Source organism: Komagataeibacter sp. FNDCF1 (assembly GCF_021295335.1).
Classification (GTDB): domain Bacteria; phylum Pseudomonadota; class Alphaproteobacteria; order Acetobacterales; family Acetobacteraceae; genus Komagataeibacter.
Genome location: NZ_JAIWOT010000001.1, coordinates 3406872 through 3424603, shown reverse-complemented (window position 1 = coordinate 3424603; position 17732 = coordinate 3406872). Strand labels below are relative to the sequence as shown.

Genomic DNA, 17732 nt, shown 5'->3' with positions numbered 1-17732 from the left:
GGATTGATTTATGTGTAAAACGGAATCTTATTATTTATTATATTACTATGCTTTACATATATTCCGCCAGCACGAAAATTTCATTGATTTACATCTTTCATGAATTGGACTGGCTTTTCCCGAAATTTGTATATTTCGACATAACTGGCCAGTAACATGAACGTGTGGTAAATAATATATTTATATTCGGATTGAACCTGTACCCGATATCCGTGTTTAGTGTTGGTTGCGCGGGGCATGGTGTTTTCCCCGAGGCTTCAGGTAGATGTCCGGGCACGGCCATCGGATTTCAGGAAGCGGAATATAGAAATGACAGAAATGTCGTATCCGGAAATATCATTCATTCGTTCCAATATTCCGAAAATAAGCCAGTTATCCGATGGCATTATCGCGATGGAACAGTCCGGTATCTATACAAACTATGGTCCGATCAACCAGAAGTTCGAAAAACGCCTGATCGAGCAGATGTTCGGTGGTGTCGGTCAGTGCGTAACGGTATGCAACGCCACGATCGGACTGATGATGGCGCTTAAATACGTCACCCGCCACACCACCGCATCCAGAACGCCTTATATCATCATGCCGTCCTTTACTTTTGCCGCGGCCGCCCATGCTGTATTATGGGCAGGCTTTACACCACTGTTCTGTGATATTGATCCGGCGGACTGGATGGCTTCACACCAGGCGGAAGACCAGCTGCTGAAAGATTACGAAGGCCAGGTTGCCGCCATCTTCCCGTACGCAACCTTCGGCAACGCCACCAATATCGCGCATTATACCGAACTTGAGAAGAAAACCGGCATTCCTGTCGTCATAGATGCCGCAGCCTCCCTGGGCGCACAGGATGCACGCGGGCAGGGATTTGGATGTGGCTCGCCACATGCCATCGTATGTTCCCTGCATGCAACAAAAACAATGGGAATTGGGGAAGGCGGTTTCATATACGCCAACAACCCCGACATGATCGAGGCCCTGCGCGCCATGGGGAATTTCGGGTTCGGGCAGGTCCGCCACGCCACCATGCCGGGCCTCAATTCCAAACTGCCGGAAATCGGGGCGCTGCTTGCCCTGTCGGGGCTTGAGCATCTGGATGCCGTGGTCCGGAAAAAATGTGCGATAGAACAGCTTTATTATGATCATCTGCCCGGTTTTGAATTCCAGCACCAGCGCGGCACGCGTACATCCTACCAGTTCCTGCCGGTACGCCTGCCCCAACACCTTGTCCCCCACCGTGGCGCCATACTCGAGCGCATGAAACAGAAGCGGATCGGGACATCCACCTATTTTTCACCCCACCTGCATGAACAGAGCTATTTCGCCACCCATTGCAGGGCTGGTGACCTGAGTGCAACGCGCGCCCTGTCATCTTCCATCGTGTCACTGCCGCTATGGCACGAAATGACACCCGATATGGTGCATTACGTATGCCAGCAGTTCCTGAACGCCTGCGCGGCCCACGATATGTAAGCCCCCCCGCTCCCTCAACCCTGCGGAAAACGGACCCATACGCCATGCCATCCTATCCCACGACACCCGTCCTGATCGCCGGTGGCGGCCCGGCGGGGATTGCCCTGCTGCTTGCAGCAGCACGCATCGGGGAACTCCCCCGCCTGCTTGATGAAGGCATCACCCTGGTTGAGCAGGCGCCCCATATCGGTTCAGGCATGCTGGGGCGCTATGTCATCAACTCGGACAGCGCATCGGAAACCTTTGTCGACACCCTTGTCGACAACCCGGTACCGGAACTGGCCCGGCTGCAGCACCACCCCCTGGTGGAAATGATCCGCAGCCATGGCAAGCGCCCGCTCCCCCTGCGGGTCGTGGCGGATTTCCAGGACCTGGTGGGGCATGTGCTGACCGATCTGATCAGGAAGCATCCCGCGTCACGACTGCTGACCGGGTGGCGGCTGGCAAGCCTGCGCCAGAGCGGCAGGGAAAGCTGGGCTGCCCATCTTGTTTCCACCTGCGGTGAACAGACGCAGCATGTCATTGCGCGGCGGGTCATCCTGGCACTGGGTGCCCATCAGCCGGAACAGCGGCTCCGTGATGAACGGGTTGGCGGCCAGCCCCTGCTGCCGCATTACCATGACAGGCTCATGCAATCCGATGATCTGCTGGCCCCCGACGGCATAGGCCGGCTCCGCGCCATGGTCGCCGGGGGCAGGAAACCGAAGATCGCCATAGTCGGCGGCGCAAGCAGTGCGCTGTCCGTGGCGCGTGTCATCCTGCGCGATATGGAAGACCTGATTGCGCCGGGCAACCTGACACTGCTGCACAAATCCCCCCTGAAACTGTTCTACCGTACGGCAGAGGAAGCCATTGCCGATGGCTACAACGATTTCGGGCCAGCCGATATCTGCCCGATCAGCCAGTTCGTGTACCGCTTTGGCGGCCTGCGTTATGATTCGCGCGATCTTGCGATGCAGTTGATGGGCATAGCCAATGCCCCGCCCGAACCCCGGCTGCGCACGATGCAGATTACCGGTGAGAATGATGCAGCCGTACGCGCGGTTCTGGACGGGGCCGACGCCATCATCGCCTGCTTCGGCTACCGCCCCCGGCGTGTCATGATCATGGACCGGCATGCCCACCCCATGGCGCTGGCCATGGACCACCCCGACGGCAGCCTGACCGGGGGGAACTGCGGCATTCTGGACGGGTCGGGCCGTGAAATTCCGGGTCTGTTCGGGCTGGGCCTGGCTTCGGGCTACAGTCCTTCCGGCGCGATGGGGGGGGAAAGCAGCTTCCATGGGCAGGTCAACAGCCTGTGGCTATGGCAGAACGCCATCGGGGAGAAGATCCTCTCCCAGCTCATGCCAGAGGAAGCCCCCCTGCCCCCGCTTGCCCATGCAACTCCGTCCGCCCTCAATGCCAGGCAGGGCATCCATCACTGATCCCCTGCCGTAGCACTGTTTTTTCACACAGGCTGCATCGCGCGCGCCCCGCGCATGCAGCCTGTCGTGCTTCTACATGCTTCAGGTCAATCTGTTGAAGGTGCCATTTTTCAGCGCGGCCTCGATATCCTCCAGCGAGCGCCCGCGCGTTTCGGGCACGTAGCGCCACACGAACACAACCGCCACCAGATTGATGGCCGCGTACATCCAGAACGTACCCGCCGCCCCCAGCGCCTGCACCAGCGACAGTGTGGTCAGCGAAATCAGCAGGTCAGCCGTCCAGTGTGTCGCGGCGACCAGGCTCATGCCCTTGCTGCGGCATGACAGGGGATAGACCTCCGCCCCCACCAGCCATATGGCAACCGACAGGCTGCCCACGTTGAATATGGCGTAACACACCACGGCCGCCGCCGTGATCCATGTATTGATGCCCTGTGTCGAACCGATGCCAAACATGGTGGCCAGCACCATAAGCGATATGACCGCACCGGGCATGAGCCGCAGCAACAGCCGCCGCCGCCCCCATGCATCCACCGCCCAGCTGCCAAAGGCGGTGGACAGCACCATGGCCACCCCTATGGCGATGGAGGTCAGCAATGCCGAACTCTGCCCGAACCCTACGCCCGCAAAGATGGTGGGCGCATAATACAGCACCGCATTGATACCCGTGATCTGGCAGAACAGCGCGACCCCGACCGACGCCACGACCGCAGGCCGCACCCATGGCTGCAGCAGCGCCGACCACGGCGCCTGCACATCATGCATGGCGATGATGGAATCCAGTTCCATGCGGGCGGCCTGCGGGTCATGCCGCAGGCGTTGCAGCACCTCGAACGCGCCTTCAAGGTTGCCCTTCATGGCCAGCCAGCGCGGGCTGCGCGGCAGTACCGACATGCCACCGAACAGGATGACCGCCGGTATGATCCCCAGCCCGAACATAAGCCGCCATGACTGGTTGCGGCACAGATATCCCGCAATGAACGAAATCAGGATACCGGACACCACCGCCAGCTGGAACAGCACGACCATCTGGCCGCGTTTTTCACGCGGGGCAATTTCGGCAATATAGACCGGCACGATCTGCGAGCACATGCCAACCGCAAGCCCCAGTATGAAACGTGCACATACCAGCAGCCCCACCCCCGGCGCCAGCGATGCCACCAGGGTGCCCACAATAAAGACCAGGGCCGCGAACATGATCATGTAGCGCCGCCCCAGCCGGTCCGACAGCGGGGCGGCAATCAGGCAGCCCCCCAGCGCACCGGCGACAATGGCCGATGTCACGATCTGCTGCCCCAGCGTACCCAGTGCGAAATCCGGGGTGATCTGCAGCAGGGCCGCCGATATGATCCCGGTATCATATCCGAACAGTAGCCCGCCCGTTGCCGCCACCCCCGCGATCAGGTTGATAATACCGGAACCGGGGGAAGCCATATGCCTGTCATGCGCCATTATTATGCGTTCTTTCAGCTTGCCGGTCCGTATGTGTGCCGGCTGGTTTTACTTCAGCGGAATACGCACCACGATCCACGGGCGCTCTTCCATGTCGTGGCCGTCGTGGAATATGGGCAGCCGCCCCCACTGGCCCACGGTCAGCCACAGCGCGCCATCCTTCAGCGCCAGCCCGTCGGGCGCGATCAGGCGCGGGTCATGGGCGACAACATCCAGATGTCCGTCCGCCGTGCGGCGCAGTACGGCATGGCGCTCGATATCGGTCAGGTACAGGGTGTCGTCCGGCCCGGTGGCCATGCCATCCACCACTGCGTCCTCGCCTTCATCACGCACGGAACGCTGCAGCTGGGCCGGGGTGGTGGCCGGGTTGGCCAGCAGGGCGGTCGGTGCGCTGTACAGCCTGCGGCTGGACAGGGGCTGCCAGTAAAGCCTGCTGGAATCCGTGCTCAGCGTCACGCCGTCAATCCCCCCCTGCCCCATGGCCGGATGCGCCATGTCATAGCGCAGCATCCGGCCATCCAGTTCCATGGCGAAGCCCGGCTCGGCACGGGTGGAGGGCGCGTTTTCCAGCACGCGGCGGGCATGGCCGGTGGCAATATCCACCACAATGATGGCAGGGTGATCCATAAGCGAGGTATCACTGACATATGCCGTGCCCTGCGCGCCATGCGTCATGTCCACGCGCACGTCATTGACATGGCTGTCCGCCAGCGTCGCCCCGTTGCCCAGCGCGATATCCGCAACAATCTGGCCCGTATGCCCATCCATGCCGATCAGTGCCGGGGTGGGCGGGGTTTTCTGTCCGGCAACCGTTCCCTCATCCACGATCCACAGCCTTCCCGAGGCGTCCACCGTCATGCCAAGGGGAGAGATCAGGCGGGCCTGCGTCGCCTCATCGGGGAAAGGCGTAACCTTGCCATCGCGCAGCAGGCCAAGGCGTGGCCCCTTGTGGTCGGCCGCACTGCGCGGAAAGGCCAGTACGATCCGCCCGTCGGGCAGCGCGGCAATGCCGGAGGGCTGCATGTCGGCAAAGCGCGCGACAACGCTGACATTGCCCGTGGCCGCCGCCCCATGGTCAACGCTGTCAGCGGCCCGCACGGCAGCCGGGCCAAGACATGACAGCAGTGCGAACGTCCATGCGCCGCGATGGAAAATTGTGGAAAGGAGGCCTGTTTTCATGCTGGTTGATCCGTCTTCCTGTTCTTGCCCAACGGGGCGATATGACCACTCCATGCTATATCAGCCTTTCGCCCGGGTCGGGATAGGGGCCGGCGGCCGTGCCGGCAGCCCACGCGCGGGGTGTCGCACTGGCATGGGAAACCCGCGGCCCGCCACGCTGCCGCGCACCATTATCGTGGCGATGTCTCCATCGCGGCGCGCATGGCGGGATAGAGCGCGCGATAACGCGCCAGGGGGGCGGCATAGGCGGAAGCAAGCCCCGGGTCGGGTGCCAGTGTCTCCTCACGCGCCTGTGGCAGGCATACACTTTCCACCGGCTCGCCCGTTACCGCCAGCCGGGCCAGCCGGGCCGCGCCAAATGCGCCCCCCTGCTCGCCATGCGCCAGGCGGTGCAGCGACAGCCCGGTTATACTGGCCAGGATGGAAACCCATGTACGGCTGTTCGAGCCGCCGCCGATCACATCCGCTTTCTTCACCACCGAACCCGCCACCGCCAGCGCATCCACCACATCACGAAAGGAGAAGGCCACGCCTTCCAGCACCGCCTGCGTCATCTGCGCGCGCGTCGTGTTATGCGACAGCCCGGCAAAGGCACCCCGGATGCGTCCATCATTATGCGGCGTGCGTTCACCCGACAGGTACGGCAGGAAAATAGCCGGGGAAGGCTGCATGATCCGATCAGGCAGTTCGGCCAGCAGCGCCGCCTCCGTCATGCCGGTCGTGCGCGCCCACCATGCCAGCGAAGACGCGGCCGACAGGGTGACCCCCATCTGGTGCCACATGTCCGGCACGGCGTGGCAGAAGGCATGGATGCCGCCCTGCGGGTGTGGCCGGAAGCATTCCGTCGTAATCCACAATACGCCCGATGTACCCAGCGAGAGGAAGGATGAGCCCGGGGTGACCGCCCCCAGCCCCACCGCGCCCGCCGCGTTGTCTCCCGCGCCCCCCGCCAGCACCGGGCGCACCTTCATGCCCCAGCGCCGTGCCAGATCGGCATGCAGCGCCCCCGCCTGCGCCGTGCCTTCGACCAGTGATGGCATGGCATTGCGCTCCAGCCCCGTTGCCGCCAGCGCCCCATCCGACCAGCAGCGCCTGCCCACATCCAGCCACAGGGAACCCGATGCGTCCGACATGTCCTCGATCATGTCCCCGGTCATGCGGTAGCGCAGCCAGGCCTTGGGCAACAGGACATGCCGGGTGGCGCGGAACACGCCGGGTTCATGCTCCGCCACCCATATCAGCTTGGGCGCGGTAAAGCCCGGCATGGCCATATTGCCGCAGACCTGCCGGAATTCCGGGAAACGGCGCTCGAACTGCGTACATTGCGCCACCGCGCGCATATCGTTCCACAGGATGCACGGACGCAGCACCCGCCCCCCTTCGCCCAGCAGCACCGCCCCGTGCTGCTGCCCCGACAGGCCGATGCCCCGGACCACCGCCATTTCACGCGGATGACTGGCGGCCAGCGCGTCCATGGCGGCCAGCAGTGCTGTCCACCAGTCCTGTGGCGCCTGTTCGTTCCATCCCGCATGGGGGGAACTGACATGCAGGGGGTATGTGTGGCTGGCAATGACACGCTGCATTTCATCAACCAGAACGGCCTTCAGGCCTGACGTGCCCAGATCAATCCCGACAAACATTATTATTATTCCCGTGCCGGGTCTGGGGTAAACAGCCCGGCTATTCTTGCTTTGCCGCGTTCGTATCATTCAAGTGAACGCATAATGACCGCAACAGCGCAAGTACGGGCTGCACACCTTCTGGTGACCGCATCTGCCGGGCATGACGTGCCGGTGCGTGCCGCATGGGGCGGGAACGGTTTTTATATTACACTACCGCAACAGTTCCCCCGTTCATGAAAAAAGAAAAGGCCGGACCGGCCTTTCCCCAGACGGAACAAAGGATCTTTTTACTTATGGATTATTCATTCCCCGCCATTCCTCAAGTCGTGGCGACCCTGGTTTTGATGAATTCCTCCACAATCGTGTTGACGGCCGTGGCACTCTCAAGCTGGGGCATGTGCCCGATGCCGGGCAGCATGTGGCGCGTGATGGCGGCGGGCAGGCCATCGGCCTGCGCGGCGGGAATCACTTCATCCATCTGCCCCCATACCAGGGTGACCGGCATGTCGGCGGCCTGGATGTCGGGGCGCAGGTCATCACCCTGCTGGCCCGAGGGGAAACAGGCGGCGGCAATCGTGCGCAAAGCCGCCTCTGCCCCGTCCAGACGCTTGTAGCGCAGTACGTCATCGGCCATGCGCCGGCCGATCAATGACTTGTCATGCACCAGGTATTTCAGCACGTCCTGCAGGGCACGCACCCGGTCGGCTTCGATAAAGCCGTTGATGAAGTCCATGTTGATCTGCCGCCCCATGCCGGCGGGCGCGATCAGCACGAGGGATGCCACACGCTGCGGGGCCATGCGCGCAAGCGTGAGCGCGATCCCTCCCCCCAGCGAATGACCCATGACATGCACGCGCGGCAGGTCAAGATGCTCAAGTAACTGCATGGTTACCTGTGCGAAGAATTCCAGCGTGCCCGGTCCCACGTCCTTTGATGAACCACCATGGCCCGGCAGGTCGAAGGCAATGACGCGCCGCCCCTGCGCCAGGGCGGCATGGTTGAACATCCAGTTTTTCAGGTCACCGCCAAAGCCATGGATGAGCACGAGTGGTGTCTCGTCCCCCTGCCCGCGTTCATGCAGGCGCAGGGTATGGTCCCCTACCGTGACAGTCACCGGTTCGTCCGCTGTCTCCCCGCCTTCCGCCGTTCCGTTACTTTCGGCGAATTCGGCCTGGAAACGGGTAACGAACGCATCGATATCCGCATCCGCCACCGCCGCATCGGCCACGACGCCGATCAGCGCGCCCACGGGCAGCATCTCGCCATTGGCCGCGACCTGGCGGCGGAAGGTGCCCGCGAGCGGACTTTCAAACGTGTTGGTGATCTTGCTGGTCTCGATATCGACCAGTTCCTCGCCCGCCGTGATGGTGGCGCCAGGTTCGACCAGCCAGCCGGCAATCTTGCCCTCCGTCATGGCAAGGCCGAATTTGGGCATGGTGATGGGGGTGATGTCGTGTGCCATGTCAGACTTTCTCCGCAACGCGATGGTTCATGGTGGCGGTGACGGCGGCCTCGATCTTCTCCACATTGGGCATGTACAGGCTCTCGAGCACCGTGGCGAAGGGGACGGGCGTGTGCGGCGGCACCACACGGCGGATGGGCGCGCGCAGGGTATCGAACGCTTCCTCCGCCACCAGTGCCGCGATGTCGGTCGCCATGTTGCAGCGCGGGCTGGATTCATCAACAATCACCAGCCGCCCGGTATCGGCCACACATTCCAGAATCGTGTCGCGGTCCAGGGGCGATGTGGTGCGCGGGTCGATGACCGTGCAGCTGATCCCCTTTTTTTCCAGCCGGTCGGCGGCCTGGTTGGCCATCCCCACCATGCGGCCGAAGGCGACAATGGTCACGTCATCGCCTTCACGCGTCAGGTTCGCTTCGCCAAAGGGGATGGTATAGGCCTCGTCGGGCACTTCCTCCTCCTCGTCATACATCACCTTGTTTTCAAGGAAGATGACCGGGTCATCATCACGTATGGCCGAGATCAGCAGGCCCTTTGCCTCATAGGGGGAGGACGGGATGACGACCTTCAGCCCCGGTATGTGGGTAAACAGCGGGTACAGCGCCTGGCTGTGCTGGGCGGCGGCATTGAAGCCCGCGCCGTACATGGCGCGGATCACCAGCGGCGTGCGCGCCTTGCCGCCAAACATGTAGCGGAACTTGGCCGCCTGGTTCATGATCTGGTCAAGGCAGCAGCCCACGAAGTCCACGAACATCAGTTCCGCCACGGGGCGCAGGCCGGTTACGGCGGCCCCTGCCGCGGCCCCGATATAGGAGGCTTCGGTAATGGGGGTGTCGAGCACGCGGGTTGCGCCAAACTCCTCATACAGCCCCTTGGTCACGCCCAGCACACCGCCCCAGGCATCGGTAACGCCGGCGGAACCGCCACGGCCACCGGCCACGTCCTCCCCCATCAGGATGACGGTCGGGTCACGCCGCATTTCCTGCCGCAGGGCTTCATTGATTGCCTGCCGAAAGCTTTTCTTGCTCATTATACGTTTCCTTCCTGCTGCGGGGCCGGCTCAGTACCGGACATAGACATCGGCCATGAGGTCGGGCGCCTGGGGCAGCGGGTCATCCTTGGCGCGCATCACGGCGGCCTCGATTTCATCCGCCACGGCGGCATCCACCTCATCCAGTGCGCTGCCCTCGAACAGGCCCGCCTGGGTCACGCGGTCACGGAACAGCATGAGACAGTCATGGTCGCGCCGGGCCTCGGCCACCTCATTGGGGGCGCGATAGGTCATGGCATCGCCTTCAAAATGGCCGTACCAGCGCTGCAGGTGCACATGCAGCATGGCCGGGCCGTTGCCGCCGCGTGCGTGGGCAATCGCCTCGCCTGCCGCCTGATGCACGGCAAAGTAGTCCGAGCCGTCACACTCGATATAGGGCATGCCAAATGCCGCCGCGCGTGCCTGCTGGGTGCCGGCACAGGCATAGGATGCGGCCGTGGCCTCGCCATAGCCATTATCCTCCACCACGAACACGGCGGGCAGCTGCCAGACGCTGGCAAGGTTCAGGCTTTCCAGCGTGGTGCCTTCGTTGGAAGCACCATCACCATAGAAGGCCACGGCCACCGCGCCATCGCCCAGCGTCTTGTGCGACAGGGCGGCCCCACAGATCAGCGGTGGCCCACCGCCCACAATGCCGTTGGCCCCCAGCATGCCGCAGGTCAGGTCGGCAATATGCATCGACCCGCCCTTGCCCCGGCATACGCCGGTGCTGCGGCCATAGATCTCGGCCATCATGCCGGCCACGCCCACGCCCTTGGCAATGCAGTGGCCATGACCACGATGGGTGCTGGCGATGGTGTCGCTGTCGGTCAGGTTGGCGCACACGCCCACGGCCGAGGCTTCCTCGCCGCAGTACAGGTGCACGAAGCCCGGTATCTCGCCGGTTGCGAATTCAACATGCAGCCGCTCTTCGAACATGCGGATGGTGCGCATCGCCCGGTATGAGCGCAGCAGCGTTTCACGCGCTATTTGCATGGGTGTTTCCCCTGTTCTTTTCTGCCTCCGCCCCTCATGCATACGGGCATGCGGCGGGCCGGGGACAGCACACACGCTTTGCCACCCTGCCAGCAACACGCCGGCAGACAGGTTTCACGTCCATGTGAAAGGGATGGTACGAAGTGTCGCGAAACTGCGACAGGTGGGCGCCCTTTACCTGCCATCATCCCCATTATTGCGGATCTGAAGAAACAGCATGCTGCATGGCTCCCGTTTCCTGTTCCCTGTCCCGCCCATTGCGGCCATCCCCTCGGCCGGAACCGGGCTGGAGGCTTCGTGGCGGCGCTGCCAGCGTGAGTACGGGCTGGACCCGGCAGCCCCCGTGCTGCCCAGCGTGCTGTCCGGTGCCGAACTGCGCCAGTGCTGCCAGCGTGCGGGGCGGGTACTGCATTTTGCCGCACCGGAAATGGACCTGCTGCACGCGGCGCTGGAGCCCGTGGGCTATACGGTCATGCTGGCCGATACCGAAGGCGTGGTGCTGGACCACCGTACCGCACACCCCATACGGCGCGGCTGTCGTCGGTGGCATCTATGGCCCGGCGCCATATGGCATGAACGCCACGCGGGCACCAACGGCATTGGCACCTGCCTGGCCGAACAGCGCAGCGTGAGCGTGCACCGCAACCAGCACTGGCGCAGCGGCCTGCACGGGCTGGCCGGTGTCGCCACCCCGGTTTACGATGCATCGGGCGTGATGGCGGCATCGCTCAATGCCAGTTCGTTCCGCCCCACGCCAGAGGGGACCATGGGCGCACTGCTTGCCTCCGCCCTGCTCCAGGCCGCCCGCCAGATCGAACGGACCTGCTTCATGGACCGCTACCGCGGCCATGCGATCATGCTGCTGGGGGCGGCCATCGGGTCTTCCGTACCCATGGTGGCGCTGGACCGGGGGCGCCATGTGGTGGGCGCCACCTTTGCCGCACGCATGCAGATGGGCATTGCCCCGGCGCAGGACGTCAATCTCTGCCTGCTCAATGACACGACAGCCCCCGATTCCGCCACTCCCCTGCGGGAAGCCCAGGCCATGGCCATCCAGACCGCGCTGGCCAGCGCGCGGGGCAAGGTGGCGGTAGCTGCCCGCATGCTGGGCGTCAGCCGTTCGACCCTGCATCGCAAAATCCGCGACCTGGCCGCCACGCAAGGCTCCGTTTCCTGATCCCGCAACGGCCCTGTGGCCTCACCCGCCGGACTTCAGGATACCACTTTCCCGGGCCGGGGCCTGCGCCATGCCGCCCGGACACGCCACGCCACCATGGCGCACAGCAGTCCGGCATAGGTGACGCTGGTGGCATTATAGGTCTTGAACGCCATGAGGAAATGCACGGCCACAAGCAGCGCCACACCATAGACCAGCCGGTGCAGCCTGCCCCATCGCCTGCCCAGCCGGCGCATGGCCGCGTTGGTGGACGTGGCGGCCAGCGGTACCAGCAGCATGAAGGCCGCGAAACCGATCATGAGAAACGGGCGCGTTGTCACATCCCGCACCAGCACACCGATATCACCGCGCTGGTCCAGTCCCACATACACGCCCACATGCAGGCAGGCATACCAGAAGGCCAGCAGCCCGAGCATGCGCCGGTAGCGCATCAGGCCCAGCCCGGTCAGGGCCCGCAGCGGTGTGACCGCCAGCGCGGCCAGCAGGAAACGCACCGCCCATAATCCCAGCCACCGCTCGAATACATTGACCGGGTCCGGCCCCAGCGCGTCATGCGCGCCGTACCAGAAATAGATGATGGCCGGGAGCAGGCCCACCAGCGTCAGCACCCATGTCTCGCCCCGCCACGGCACAAGCTGGCGGTTGCGCCCCGCGCCTGCAAGCCGGGGCATGTTCAGTAATTGCTCCGCAGGTTCATGGTGCCGTACAGTGCCGCCACCTGTTCGCCATATCCGTTGAACATCTGGGTTTTCCTGCGCGCCCCGCCAAAGAAGCCACCCGCGCCAATGACCCGTTCCGATGCCTGGCTCCAGCGCGGATGGTCCACTTCGGGATTGACGTTGGCGAAGAAGCCGTATTCATCCGCGTTCATCCGGTTCCATGTGGTGGGCGGCCGTTTTTCCACCAGCCGGATGCGGGTGATCGACTTGATGCCCTTGAACCCGTATTTCCACGGTACCACCAGCCGCACCGGTGCGCCATTCTGGTTGGGCAGGATCTCCCCATACAGTCCCACGGCCAGCAGGGTCAGCGGGTGCATCGCCTCATCCAGCCGCAGGCCCTCAACATAGGGCCATTCCAGCGAATCAAGCCCCGCGCGCTGGCCGGGCATCTGCGCGGGCCGTACAATGGATTCAAAGGCCACGTAACGCGCGCTGCTCAGCGGTTCGGCCTGCGCCAGCAGGCTGGCAAGCGGAAAGCCATCCCACGGGATGACCATGGACCATGCCTCGACACAGCGCATGCGGTAGAGACGTTCCTCAATCGGCATGGCGGCGATAAGCTGGTCGATGTCCCATACACGTGGATGGGCCACCAGTCCCTCGACCGAAAGCGTCCATGGCCGCGCGGCAAAACCGGCGGAAAGGGCTGCGGGATCCCCCTTGTCCAGGCCAAATTCATAGAAATTGTTGTAATGGGTGACATCCGACAGCGGGGTCGGCTTTTCCGTGGCCTGAAAGGGGCCGGGACGGGTCTGCAATGTTGTGGCGCCAGCAGGCGCGACAAGGCTGCCCGCCACCCCCATGGCGGCGCCAGCCAGCAGCCGGCGGCGCGAAAGCCACGCCGAACGTGGCGTGATCTCGCCTGCCGGGGGCCGGGGATAGGACCACTGCGCCATGATATGCCTCCTGCTCGGGACCGGGTAAAAGGATACTAACGCACGCCATCGCGACCTGTCGCCCCACGGACAGAGGGATATCCGCCCGCGCGTGTCCGTCCCGGATCATGTCATGGCTTTGCACGATGTTCCCGCCCCGGCCGGACTGATGCCCGGCGGGGCACAGCCAGGGCGCTTTTATCGGGCATTCCGGGTCTCCGTGCCCCGCCACCGGCAACGTTTCAGTCAGGCGGCACGGCATTGCCATTGCGATCCTGCATGGTCGCGGCATGCGGGCGGGAAACCTTACGCATATGTTTTCATGCAATGCACTTTCCCGACGGTACCGGGTCCGTGCGGTCAGGCATGCCTTATGACATTACTGTCCATCAAAAGTATAATGCGCCATCCACATGCCACTGGTCTCCGACCAGTTACCCGCCCGGCTGTAGCCCCCTTCCATGCCCACACGCAGGCGATGGGTGAACTGGTAGACAATACGGCCACGCACATTGCCCGCCAGGCCGCTTTCACCCTCATCACCATAATAATCGGGCGGTGACGATGCCGAGAGTGCCTGAAGGCGGGAATCTGTCGGGTAATAGGGCGCGCCATTACTGTGATAATGCTGGAAACCGGCCTCACCGCGCAGGAACCACGTCCACCGCCTGTCATGCCCCGACCACTCGACCGGCACCATGGCGCCGAAATACTGCTGGGGCGAGAAGTAACCCCCCTGCCCCCATGTAAAGGAATACGTATTTCGCTTGTATCCGAAATACATCAGATCCAGCCCGACCCGCAGCCATTGCCGGTCGTTCATCTGCCAGACCGTGGCACTCCCGCCCGCGCTGGCTTCCGCTTCCGTATTGTCAATGACATGCGTACCGCTGAGATAGGCAAAGCCGCCACCTGCATACAGGTTCCATGTAGGCGCACCCCATTCAAGCGCGCCATGGCCGAACATGCGCGTGACCCCGCCCCATACGCGGCCCGTGCCGGGGTCGCGCATACCCGCATAGGACAGTTCGCTATCCGTCACCATGCGTCGGCCACCACTGATCCGCAGGCCAAGGTTGCGGGTCAGGCGTGGCGCGAATTCAACCCCACCCACCACATTGGTGATGGGGAAGCCAAGCGGTGACGACCCCACATCGGCCGAGAACCAGTGATTGACGTAATTCAGGCTCAGCCCTACGCCCTGCGTATAATAATGATGGGAAGAACCCGGTAGCGCGCCATTGATGGCATAGGTACCGAATTCATGCGCGGAATAGGGATTGGCCAGCGGATTGCCCGTAAACAGCAGCGTGGGCACGATCGAGAAGGACAGCCTGTGTTCCCATGATTCAAACGGCAGCGTGCCGGTTATGGGAATGGCGAATTCGGTCAGCTGGCCCAGCCCCGCGGTACCCGTTCGGCTGCGGACATAGGAATTCGCATCGATCTGGGGTGATACGGAATCACGCAGATAGACGATCTGGCGGTCCATTGCCTCCGGCCCGTCATCTTCGGGAATGTAATGATAGCTTGCAGGCAGGGTCGCGCCATGCAGGTTGATGTAGTTGCTGTCGATCTCCGGCCAGCGGTAATCGGGCAGGAAGCTTTCATGCCCGCCGCAGGTTCCTTCGCCATCAAGCGCGCACTGAGCGTGGCGCGCATGTTCGACATCGGCAAGCTGGCCGCGCGTGTTTCCCTCCAGGCGCTCGATATCGGACCGGACTTCCCAGCTCATCGGGCCATCGGGGTCTTCCTGCGCCAGGCGGGTGGAATAGTCCCTGGCCGCCCCCATCTGGTGCAGCCCGCCCGCATCACGCGCGGCGGCGGCAAGGGCGTAGATGTCGTGCGGCTTGAGACGCAGGGCAATCTGGTCCTCCTCCAGCGCGCGGCGGGCCATGTTGCGGGTCTGGTATATGCGCCCCATGGCCAGATGGGCCTCGGCGGAATCGGGATGCGCCTGCAGTACCGGCGCCAGTACCTGATAGGCCTGCGCGGTCTGGCCATAACGGTTGAACCCGTCTGCCGTCAGCACGGCAAGACCGATCGCAATCTGGCTGCGCAGGGCGTACTGATCGACCGTCATCTCATTGGGTCTGGCCCTGGCCAGGGCATCAAAGGCGTTGAGACAGCGGGCCGTATCGAGCGTGGACTGCAACCGCAGGTATACACCCGCATAGGCCAGCAGCTGGGATGGCTGGGCGGGCTGGGTCAGACGTTCTTCCGCTTCCAGCACCTGCTGTGCCTCCTCGGGGGCATGGCGGTCCAGCAATGCATTTGCGATACGCATGCCCCGCTCACCCGTGGGGTCAGGCCGGTCGGCCAGCGCGACAAGCAGCGCATTGGGCGCACGCGGCGGACGATTGAGTTCCTGTATGCGGCGGATCAGCTCGATCTGCTCGGCAACCCGCTCCATGCCGGGGCCGCGACCGCTTGCGGGCAGGCGCGCCATGAACTGTTCGGCCTTGGCAATGTCGTGCCGACCCATGGCATAGATGATCGCGGCCTGCAGGTTATCGGCCGGAACGGTGCGCCCACTGGTCACATCATCCATGATCGCCTGAGCCTGCGCGTGGTTGCCCATATCGTCAAGGGTGCGCGCCAGCTTGAGCCGGACCCACGGGTCATTCGGTGCCAGCGCCAGCGCACGGTTCAGCAAGGCAAGGCGTTCGTCATTATTTCGCGCCCGGTCCGACTGGGCCGAAAGCACGGCAACCTCCAGTTGCTGCGCCAGGACGGGCCGCACATGCCTGAGGTGCTCGATAATCTCCTGCGCTTCTGTTGCACGGCCGGTTTCGATCAGTATGCCGCCCAGATTGAACAGCGCATCGACATTGCCGGGCGCGCGATGCAGGATGTCACGGTAAAGGCGCTCGGCTTCCGCCAGATGGCCCTGCCTGCGCTCCAGCATGCCCTGCAGCGACAGCAGCGTAAGCGTGTTGCCCCGGCGGCCCAGCACTGCCAGGTCCGTCCGTGCCGCGTCATAACGCCCGGAATTGATGGCCTGTATGATACGCGCGACCAGCGGGTCCATGCCGCCGCCCGATTCCATCGCCTTCATGACCGCGCGCCAGTGCGGGCCGGATTCCGGGTCCACCTGTATGGCCTGCAGGAAATACTGCCTGGCCAGGGCCATCTGCTGACGCGCTCCCGCCACCAGCCCCATGCCCCCCAGCGCATCGGCATCATGGGCATCAATGGCGAGCGCACGGTGGAAGAACTGGGCCGCGCCCTCAAGGTTGTGGCGCGCGAGCAGCGCATAGCCCTGCAGACGGTAATTGCCGGCATCAATGGCGCCCTGCGCCTGGTTTGCCTGGTGGCGGCGTTCAATGATTTCCGCATCGCCCGGATGCAGATCCAGCCATTCATCATATAGTGGAATGCTGGTACCCACGACCGGCTCCCACAAAAGCGCATCACGCCATGCGTTCATGGCGCTGTCCCGGATCGCGGCCGTGGCCTGGGAGCGGGCAAGCCTGCGCAGGCCGTCCAGCCCCTCATCACGTGAGGTATCGCGATAGGTCAGGACCCGGTCCAGCGCGAGTTTCGCATCCAGGTCATGCGGGTTGCGCGCCACCCATGCGGCAAGCCTGGTGCATGCTTCCTGGTAACCAAGGGTCGTGCCGCCCAGCACGCTGTAATATTCCAGTGCCAGGTCGGGTGGTGGCTCGCCATCCTTGAACAGGGACCTGTATTTGAGCATGGCAGGCATCATCTTGCCCGACGCGGCAAGGCCGCGGGCTTGCTCCAGCACCGCCAGATCGATCTGGCCAACCGCAATCTGGGCTTTCAGGTCATCGACCAGCCCGGGCGACCCGCCATTGCTGATCAGCCTGTTGAGCGTCTCGGAAGCAAGATGCGCATGCCCTTCCGCCAGTTGCAGCCGACCCTGCAGGAAAAGACCTTCATCATTATTCGGATCAATGGAAAGAACACGCTGTATCGTCTCGCGCGCCTTGGGCAGGTTATGATGACCCAGCCAGTAATACCCCTGGTTCAGCAGCAGCTCCCGCACGGCCGCAGCATGCGCCAGATGCGCGTTGAGCATCGCGGCATTGGCCGCCGTTTCCGGGGTGACGGTCATCTGCGTGCCGTTACTGGCGGGCGTGGCGCCCGTATCCGTTGCCGGTTCCGCCTGTGCGGCATCAACCGACAGGATCATCCCGGCCATCATGCCACAGATGACCTTCAGCCCGGTCGCCCGCCGCAGGGCAGGCTGTGCATCCGATGATGCATGCACGGACATCATGACCCATGCCGCAGGCGCGTTCCGCCATGCCCGGGCATCAGGCGGCCCGCTGGCGGGACAGTACTCTTGTGTCATGT

Annotated in this window: 12 protein-coding genes; 3 read left to right on the top strand and 9 right to left on the bottom strand. The window is 63.4% G+C overall.

Features of this window, described 5'->3' with window-relative positions:
- Nucleotides 1-393 precede the first annotated feature (393 nt).
- On the top strand, nucleotides 394-1467 hold the full coding sequence (locus LDL32_RS16035; protein ID WP_233068451.1) for a DegT/DnrJ/EryC1/StrS family aminotransferase: 1074 nt from the start codon (nucleotides 394-396) through the stop codon (nucleotides 1465-1467).
- 44 nt (nucleotides 1468-1511) lie between these two features.
- Complete coding sequence (locus tag LDL32_RS16030) at nucleotides 1512-2894, top strand: aminotransferase DegT (protein WP_233068450.1); 1383 nt, start codon at nucleotides 1512-1514, stop codon at nucleotides 2892-2894.
- Nucleotides 2895-2975: 81 nt separating this feature from the next.
- Here LDL32_RS16030 and LDL32_RS16025 read toward each other — a convergent pair whose 3' ends face one another.
- From LDL32_RS16025 to LDL32_RS16000, 6 genes are all read right to left on the bottom strand, one after another.
- Nucleotides 2976-4346 carry a sugar porter family MFS transporter gene (locus LDL32_RS16025; RefSeq protein ID WP_233068449.1) on the bottom strand — a complete coding sequence of 457 codons (1371 nt, stop codon included), beginning with the start codon at nucleotides 4344-4346 and terminating at the stop codon, nucleotides 2976-2978.
- Nucleotides 4347-4394: 48 nt separating this feature from the next.
- On the bottom strand, nucleotides 4395-5525 hold the full coding sequence (locus LDL32_RS16020; RefSeq protein WP_233068448.1) for a major royal jelly family protein: 1131 nt from the start codon (nucleotides 5523-5525) through the stop codon (nucleotides 4395-4397).
- Nucleotides 5526-5695: 170 nt separating this feature from the next.
- Entirely contained in the window at nucleotides 5696-7165 is a 1470-nt protein-coding gene (gene xylB, locus LDL32_RS16015; protein WP_233068447.1) for a xylulokinase, read from the bottom strand.
- A 301-nt stretch (nucleotides 7166-7466) separates the two neighbouring features.
- Nucleotides 7467-8609: an acetoin dehydrogenase dihydrolipoyllysine-residue acetyltransferase subunit gene (locus LDL32_RS16010; protein WP_233068446.1), complete on the bottom strand. Its 1143-nt coding sequence runs from the start codon at nucleotides 8607-8609 to the stop codon at nucleotides 7467-7469.
- A 1-nt stretch (nucleotide 8610) separates the two neighbouring features.
- Nucleotides 8611-9639: an alpha-ketoacid dehydrogenase subunit beta gene (locus LDL32_RS16005; RefSeq protein ID WP_233068445.1), complete on the bottom strand. Its 1029-nt coding sequence runs from the start codon at nucleotides 9637-9639 to the stop codon at nucleotides 8611-8613.
- A gap of 30 nt (nucleotides 9640-9669) precedes the next feature.
- On the bottom strand, nucleotides 9670-10635 hold the full coding sequence (locus tag LDL32_RS16000; protein ID WP_233068443.1) for a thiamine pyrophosphate-dependent dehydrogenase E1 component subunit alpha: 966 nt from the start codon (nucleotides 10633-10635) through the stop codon (nucleotides 9670-9672).
- A gap of 217 nt (nucleotides 10636-10852) precedes the next feature.
- Here LDL32_RS16000 and LDL32_RS15995 point away from each other — a divergent pair, with 217 nt between their 5' ends.
- Nucleotides 10853-11812: a helix-turn-helix domain-containing protein gene (locus LDL32_RS15995; protein WP_233068441.1), complete on the top strand. Its 960-nt coding sequence runs from the start codon at nucleotides 10853-10855 to the stop codon at nucleotides 11810-11812.
- A gap of 35 nt (nucleotides 11813-11847) precedes the next feature.
- Here the strand turns inward: LDL32_RS15995 and msrQ are convergent, their stop codons facing one another.
- The 3 genes from msrQ to LDL32_RS15980 form a co-directional block, all read right to left on the bottom strand.
- Nucleotides 11848-12483 carry a protein-methionine-sulfoxide reductase heme-binding subunit MsrQ gene (gene msrQ, locus LDL32_RS15990; protein ID WP_233068439.1) on the bottom strand — a complete coding sequence of 212 codons (636 nt, stop codon included), beginning with the start codon at nucleotides 12481-12483 and terminating at the stop codon, nucleotides 11848-11850.
- A gap of 2 nt (nucleotides 12484-12485) precedes the next feature.
- Nucleotides 12486-13430, bottom strand: coding sequence for a protein-methionine-sulfoxide reductase catalytic subunit MsrP (gene msrP, locus LDL32_RS15985; RefSeq protein WP_233068438.1), 945 nt, complete (start codon nucleotides 13428-13430; stop codon nucleotides 12486-12488).
- 358 nt (nucleotides 13431-13788) lie between these two features.
- On the bottom strand, nucleotides 13789-17730 hold the full coding sequence (locus LDL32_RS15980; protein WP_233068435.1) for a cellulose biosynthesis protein BcsC: 3942 nt from the start codon (nucleotides 17728-17730) through the stop codon (nucleotides 13789-13791).
- Nucleotides 17731-17732: the final 2 nt, after the last annotated feature.

What these genes read in the sequence shown, in the direction of transcription:
- LDL32_RS16035 (WP_233068451.1), top strand. Translation starts at nt 394, where the DNA reads ATGGAACAGTCCGGTATCTATACAAACTATGGTCCGATCAACCAGAAG.
- LDL32_RS16030 (WP_233068450.1), top strand. Translation starts at nt 1,512, where the DNA reads ATGCCATCCTATCCCACGACACCCGTCCTGATCGCCGGTGGCGGCCCG.
- LDL32_RS16025 (WP_233068449.1), bottom strand. Translation starts at nt 4,346, where the DNA reads ATGGCGCATGACAGGCATATGGCTTCCCCCGGTTCCGGTATTATCAAC.
- LDL32_RS16020 (WP_233068448.1), bottom strand. Translation starts at nt 5,525, where the DNA reads ATGAAAACAGGCCTCCTTTCCACAATTTTCCATCGCGGCGCATGGACG.
- xylB (WP_233068447.1), bottom strand. Translation starts at nt 7,165, where the DNA reads ATGTTTGTCGGGATTGATCTGGGCACGTCAGGCCTGAAGGCCGTTCTG.
- LDL32_RS16010 (WP_233068446.1), bottom strand. Translation starts at nt 8,609, where the DNA reads ATGGCACACGACATCACCCCCATCACCATGCCCAAATTCGGCCTTGCC.
- LDL32_RS16005 (WP_233068445.1), bottom strand. Translation starts at nt 9,639, where the DNA reads ATGAGCAAGAAAAGCTTTCGGCAGGCAATCAATGAAGCCCTGCGGCAG.
- LDL32_RS16000 (WP_233068443.1), bottom strand. Translation starts at nt 10,635, where the DNA reads ATGCAAATAGCGCGTGAAACGCTGCTGCGCTCATACCGGGCGATGCGC.
- LDL32_RS15995 (WP_233068441.1), top strand. Translation starts at nt 10,853, where the DNA reads ATGCTGCATGGCTCCCGTTTCCTGTTCCCTGTCCCGCCCATTGCGGCC.
- msrQ (WP_233068439.1), bottom strand. Translation starts at nt 12,483, where the DNA reads ATGCCCCGGCTTGCAGGCGCGGGGCGCAACCGCCAGCTTGTGCCGTGG.
- msrP (WP_233068438.1), bottom strand. Translation starts at nt 13,430, where the DNA reads ATGGCGCAGTGGTCCTATCCCCGGCCCCCGGCAGGCGAGATCACGCCA.
- LDL32_RS15980 (WP_233068435.1), bottom strand. Translation starts at nt 17,730, where the DNA reads ATGACACAAGAGTACTGTCCCGCCAGCGGGCCGCCTGATGCCCGGGCA.